At 67.0% G+C, this 4,973-nt stretch carries 6 protein-coding genes and 1 pseudogene; all 7 read left to right on the top strand.

Annotated elements, in window-relative coordinates:
• Positions 1–406 (top strand): hypothetical protein (locus RHOFW104R8_RS17615; protein ID WP_068205436.1); only part of this gene is annotated, 406 nt, incomplete at its 5' end.
• A gap of 3 nt (positions 407–409) precedes the next feature.
• A complete protein-coding gene (locus tag RHOFW104R8_RS11165; protein WP_235604287.1) occupies positions 410–1,027 on the top strand; it encodes a hypothetical protein in 618 nt (205 codons plus the stop codon).
• A complete protein-coding gene (cobO, locus tag RHOFW104R8_RS11160; protein WP_068091774.1) occupies positions 1,024–1,641 on the top strand; it encodes a cob(I)yrinic acid a,c-diamide adenosyltransferase in 618 nt (205 codons plus the stop codon). The genes RHOFW104R8_RS11165 and cobO overlap by 4 nt, the downstream gene beginning before the upstream one ends.
• The gene (locus RHOFW104R8_RS11155) at positions 1,638–2,927 is read left to right on the top strand and encodes a cobyrinate a,c-diamide synthase (RefSeq protein WP_068091771.1); all 1,290 of its coding nucleotides are present in this window, start codon (positions 1,638–1,640) and stop codon (positions 2,925–2,927) included. Before cobO ends, RHOFW104R8_RS11155 begins: the two co-directional genes overlap by 4 nt.
• Positions 2,924–3,853: an adenosylcobinamide-phosphate synthase CbiB gene (cbiB, locus tag RHOFW104R8_RS11150; protein ID WP_068091768.1), complete on the top strand. Its 930-nt coding sequence runs from the start codon at positions 2,924–2,926 to the stop codon at positions 3,851–3,853. The genes RHOFW104R8_RS11155 and cbiB overlap by 4 nt, the downstream gene beginning before the upstream one ends.
• Positions 3,846–4,829: a threonine-phosphate decarboxylase CobD gene (gene cobD, locus RHOFW104R8_RS11145; protein ID WP_068091767.1), complete on the top strand. Its 984-nt coding sequence runs from the start codon at positions 3,846–3,848 to the stop codon at positions 4,827–4,829. Before cbiB ends, cobD begins: the two co-directional genes overlap by 8 nt.
• Positions 4,826–4,973, top strand: a pseudogene (locus RHOFW104R8_RS16990) (cobyric acid synthase CobQ); the annotation flags it as partial. The gene cobD and the pseudogene RHOFW104R8_RS16990, both read left to right, overlap by 4 nt.

The following is a 4,973-nucleotide window of genomic DNA, read 5'->3' as shown; positions in this document are numbered from 1 at the left end:
GCAGGGACTGGCGGTGGCGGTCGACTGGGCTTCGGTCGGTTATACCGGCAACAGCGATTTCTGCATCACCGCGGCGTACGCGTTTTTGCCGGTCGCGTATGCGGCGCTGTGGTACGGCGGTCGCTGGTACGCGGGCCGGCTGCAGGCATCGACGGGATCCCTGCTGCTGGCATGCGGCGTGGCCGTACTGGCGGCTTCGGCATCGTTTGTCATTTCCAACGGTTCGTTCTACTGGCTGGGTGGTCGTTACGCGGAGCCGCATTTCAGCGAGTACGTGGCGCGGCTGTGGCAGTGGGGGCCGCTGTTCGTGCGTACCACGCTGGCTTACGTGGCGGTGGCGCTGGCGATTCATGGTGTGCTGGCGCGGGTGTCGCGTCGGTCGACCGCAACGATGACGGGAGTTTGAGACATGATCGACAACAGCGTTTCTCGTTCGACCGCTGCCTTTCCGCTACAAGGCGCGGCGGCGCCCTGGATCGCGGGTATCGCGCTGGCCATGTTGATGATCTGCACGCGCGGCCAGCACGTTGTCAGCGTGAACGCGCTGCCCAGCGCGTCGTGGGCGGTGTTCTTCCTGGCTGGATTGATGCTACGGCCGGCGTGGATTTTCGCCGCGCTGTTCGCGCTGGCCTCGCTGCTGGATTTCGGCAGCCTGGCTGCCGGCACCATCGGCCAGTGGTGCGTGTCGCCTGCGTATTGGGCCTTGCTGCCGGCCTACGCCAGCCTGTGGCTGGCCGGTCGCCTGCAGGCGCGATGGCACGCGCCCGACCTGGCAGGACTGGTGCGGCTGGTTCTGGTGCTGGCCACGGTGGTTCTGGTGGCGTACGTGTTCTCCGGCGGCGGCTTCTACTTCTTCTCGGGCCGCTATCCCGCACCAACGCTGGTCGACTTCGGCGCACGCATCGTGCATTACTACCCGCAGAAGCTGGGCACGCTGGCTGGCTATGTCGGGGTGGCTGTCACGGTGCATTCGCTGGCGTGCTGGATCGCGGTACGGCATCCGCGGCATCAGGTCAGCGGCGCATGAGCGCCGAGGAGATCACCGCCGAACAGCACCACCGCGAGCGCATGCAGCGCAAGAAGGATCTGGTCGATCGCAAGATTGCCCGCGCCACCATCGAGCGTGGCGTGGTGGTGGTCAACACCGGCAACGGCAAGGGCAAGAGTTCGTCCGGCTTCGGCATGCTGGCGCGTTCGCTGGGCCATGGCTTTCGTTGCGGCGTGGTGCAATTCATCAAGGGCAGTTTTTCCACCGGCGAGGAGGCGTTCTTCCGCCGCTTCGAGGGCGATGGTCTGGTTTACCGCGTGATGGGCGAGGGCTTTACCTGGGAAACCCAGGACAAGTCGCGCGATATCGAAAAGGCGCAGGCCGCGTGGCAGGTGGCGGCCGCAATGCTGGCCGATCCTTCGTGCGATTTCGTGTTGCTTGACGAGCTCAATATCGCGCTGGTGAAGGATTACATCCAGCTGCAGCAAGTGATCGACGCGCTGGCCGCGCGTCCACCCAACCAGCACGTGGTGATCACCGGCCGCGGCGCGCCGGACGGTCTAGTCGAAGTGGCCGACACGGTGACCGAGATGCGCGTGGTCAAGCACGCGTTCAAAGCCGGCATCAAAGCGCAGAAGGGCATCGAGCTGTGACGGTGTCGTGCCCCGCATTGCTGGTGTCGGCGCCGGCCTCGGGCCAGGGCAAGACCAGCATTACCGCCGCGTTGGCGCGCTGGCATGTGCGGCAGGGTCGGCGGGTGCGGGTGTTCAAGACCGGGCCGGATTTTCTCGATCCGCTGCTGCTGCAGCGGGCCAGCGGCGCGCCGGTCTATCAACTTGACCTGTGGATGTGTGGTGAGGCCGACGTGCGCGCGCGGCTGCATGCGGCGGCGGGCGACGCGGATTTGATCCTGATCGAAGGCGTGATGGGCTTGTTCGACGGCAGCCCGTCCAGCGCCGATCTGGCCGCGACACTGGGCGTGCCGATCCTGGCGGTGATCGACGGTGCGGCGATGGCGCAAACTTTCGGTGCGCTGGCCACCGGTCTGGCACGCTATCGCGAGGATGTGTCGCTCTACGGCGTGGCGGCCAATCGCATCGGCAGCGCGTATCACGCGCAACTGCTGCGCGAGAGTGTTCCGGAGGATATCGCCTGGCTGGGTGCACTGCCGCGCGACGCCGCGCTGGCTTTGCCGGAACGGCACCTGGGTCTGGTCGCCGCCGATGAAGTGGACGACATCGACGCGCGGCTGGATGCGTTGACCGACGCCTGGGCGCAACACGCCAGCATGGTGCTGCCGCCCGCCGTCGATTTTCTCGATACCGCGCTGGCGCCGGTGCCGCGCTGCTTGCAGGGACAGCGCATCGCGATTGCGCATGATGCGGCGTTCTGCTTTTTGTATCCGGCCAATCTCGACCTGTTGCGTGCGGCGGGTGCCACGCTGAGGTTCTTCTCGCCGCTGGCGGGCGAGGCACTGCCCGATTGCGATGCGGTATGGCTGCCTGGTGGTTACCCGGAATTGCACCTGACGGCATTGTCGCAATGCACCGACCTGCATCAAGCGCTGCAAGCGCATGTGGCCGCGGGCAAACCGCTATTGGCCGAATGCGGTGGCTTGTTGTTCGCGCTGGATCAGTTGACCGATCGCGACGGCAGCGCTGCGCCGATGGCGGGCTTGCTGCGTGGCCATGCGGTGATGCGGACCCGCTTGAGCGGACTGGGTCTGCAAAGCGTCGAGCTGCCCGAAGGCCGTCTGCGCGGGCACACGTTTCACTATGCGCGCGCCGACATTCCGGTCGAACCGCTGGCGCTGGCAGTCAATCCGAACAAGGGGCCGAGCAAGGAAGCGGTGTATCGCCAGCGGCGGATGACGGCGAGTTTCGTGCACTTCTATTTTCCGTCGAACCCGGTCGCGGCGACAGGCTTGTTCCAGTCATGAGCATGCCCCTGGCCATGCTTGCCGCGGTGCTGCTGGATGCCTGGCTGGGCGAGCCGCGCCGCGCGCATCCGCTGATTGGCTTTGGCCGTGTGGTGCGCTGGATCGAGGCGCGCGGCCATGCGAATCGACGTGCGGCCGGCGTGCTTGCCTGGGTCATGGCAGTGGTGCCGCTGGTTACGTTGTGCGCATGGCTAACGCATGCGCTGGCGGCGTTGTCGCCGTGGCTGTGCGGCGGTTTCAGCGCCGCGCTGCTGTATCTGACGATTGGGCTGCGCAGCCTTGGCGAACACGCACGCCCGGTGGCGGTGGCGCTGCAGGCGGGTGATCTCGATGCCGCGCGCGCCGCGGTGGGGCGCATGGTCAGCCGCGACACGGCCGCGCTGGATGCACGACAAGTAGCCAGCGCCGCCACCGAATCGGTGCTGGAAAACGGCAATGATGCGGTGTTCGGCGCGCTGTTCTGGTTCGCCTTGCTCGGCGCGCCGGGCGCGCTGGCGTACCGGCTGGCGAATACGCTGGACGCGATGTGGGGTTACCGCACGCCGCGCTACCTCCACTTTGGCTGGGCCGCGGCGCGTATCGATGACGTATTGAATTATCTGCCCGCGCGACTGACCGCATTGAGCTACGCCTTGCTCGGTCACAGCGGGCGCGCGCTGCGCAGTTGGCGCACCCAGGCGCCAGCATGGGACAGCCCCAACGCCGGCCCGGTGATGGCGGCGGGTGCGGGCGCGCTCGGCGTGCAGTTGGGCGGCACCGCGCCATATCACGGCGTGTGGGAACCGCGACCTGCACTGGGCGAGGGCGTGCCAGCCGACGCCGAGGCGATCGGGCGTGCCTTGCGTTTGGTGCGTCAAGGTGTGGGGTTATGGCTGCTGGTGCTGGTAGTGGCGGCGGCATGGATCGAGGGCTTGCAACATGCTTGAACACGGTGGTCGCCTGTTGCGCGCGGCGCGCGAGCATGGCATTGCGCCGGAACGGTGGCTGGATCTGTCCACCGGCATCAGTCCGTTCGGATGGCCAGTACCGCCGATCCCGGCCGCCGCGTGGCAGCGCTTGCCGGAGGATGACGATGGCCTGATCGAGGCCGCACGCGACTATTACGGTGCACCTCATCTGCTGACGGTGGCCGGTTCGCAGGCGGCGATCCAGGCCCTGCCCACGCTGTGCCCGCCGTCGCGCGTGGGCATCATTGCGCCCGGTTACGCCGAACATGCGCAGGCGTGGCAACGGGCAGGGCATGACGTCGAGGTGATGGCCGCCGCGACCTTGCTGACGCCGCCGCCACGCCATGACGTGATCGTGCTGATTCACCCCAACAACCCCGGCGGTGACCGTTTCGACACGGCACAACTGCTGCGCCTGCATGCGGAGCTGTCTGCACGCGGTGGCTGGCTGATCGTCGATGAGGCGTTCATGGATGCCTCGCCTGCGCACAGTCTGTGCGTCCATACCGGGACGGAAGGATTGATTGTGCTGCGCTCGATGGGCAAGTTTTTCGGTCTCGCCGGTGCCCGCACGGGTTTCGTCTGCGCGGCGCCGACGCTGCTCGATGCGCTGCACGCCCGCTTGGGACCGTGGACGGTCAGTGGACCGGCGCGACACGTGGTGAAGTTGGCGCTGGCCGATCGCGTCTGGCAGCACGCGGCGCGTGAGCGATTGCATGTGGCCAGCGAGCGCCTGCGGATGCTGTTGCTGCGGCACGGGTTGACACCCACGGCGGGCTGCGCGTTCTTTCAGTGGTGCTGCAACGAACGCGCCGCCGCGCTGCACCGTGCATTGGCCTCGCGCGGCGTTCTCACTCGCCTGTTCGACACGCCGGCCAGTCTTCGCTTCGGTCTGCCTGGCGACGACGCAGCGTTTGGACGGCTGAACGAAACATTGGGTGAGGTGTTGCGATGAGCGCCCGCGTGCTGATGGTGCAGGGCTGCACCTCCGATGCGGGCAAGAGCGCGCTGGTCACGGCGCTGTGCCGCTGGCTGCACCGGCGCGGTGTGGCGGTGGCACCGTTCAAGCCGCAGAACATGGCGCTGAACTCGGCGGGTT

Source organism: Rhodanobacter sp. FW104-R8, from assembly GCF_001617365.1.
Taxonomy (GTDB): Bacteria; Pseudomonadota; Gammaproteobacteria; order Xanthomonadales; family Rhodanobacteraceae; genus Rhodanobacter.
Note: the sequence above shows the minus strand (reverse complement) of the source record. Positions and strands in the feature narration are given on the sequence as shown.

Bases quoted from the DNA above. Each gene is read 5' to 3' on its own strand.
- RHOFW104R8_RS11165 (WP_235604287.1), top strand. From the start codon at position 410: ATGATCGACAACAGCGTTTCTCGTTCGACCGCTGCCTTTCCGCTACAA.
- cobO (WP_068091774.1), top strand. From the start codon at position 1,024: ATGAGCGCCGAGGAGATCACCGCCGAACAGCACCACCGCGAGCGCATG.
- cobD (WP_068091767.1), top strand. From the start codon at position 3,846: ATGCTTGAACACGGTGGTCGCCTGTTGCGCGCGGCGCGCGAGCATGGC.
- cbiB (WP_068091768.1), top strand. From the start codon at position 2,924: ATGAGCATGCCCCTGGCCATGCTTGCCGCGGTGCTGCTGGATGCCTGG.